The organism is Bowmanella yangjiangensis, assembly GCF_017255015.1.
In the GTDB taxonomy this organism is placed as follows: domain Bacteria; phylum Pseudomonadota; class Gammaproteobacteria; order Enterobacterales; family Alteromonadaceae; genus Bowmanella; species Bowmanella yangjiangensis.
Window position 1 is genome coordinate 1 of the sequence record NZ_JAFKCS010000895.1, and the last position, 289, is coordinate 289.

General features: G+C 66.4%; 1 protein-coding gene. It reads left to right on the plus strand.

Annotated features, from left to right (window positions below):
* Window positions 1-57: 57 nt before the first annotated feature.
* Window positions 58-289, plus strand: a 232-nt coding sequence (locus tag J0A65_RS27125; RefSeq protein WP_206597255.1) for a hypothetical protein, incomplete at its 3' end; no start/stop codon positions are given.

Genomic DNA, 289 nt, shown 5'->3' on the forward strand with positions numbered 1-289 from the left:
GGCCGAACGCGGCTCGCGATGCAACCTCAACAGCCCCCTACATCTGGTAGCCTGCCGATGAATCCACTTTCCGTCCTCCGCGATGCCTGGTTCTTCTCCAGCCACAACCTGGCGCCCATCGCCCGGCTGACCCTGCCCCTGCTGGTGCTCGAGGCCATCGCCCAGGCCGTGCTGGCCGCGCAGCTCGGCGAAGACGCCAACCCGGCCTACGGAGTCCTGCTCGGTATCCTCTTCTATCCGCTGTATGCCGCGCCGCTGATCCTCTTCCTGCATGCACGCAGCAACGGGC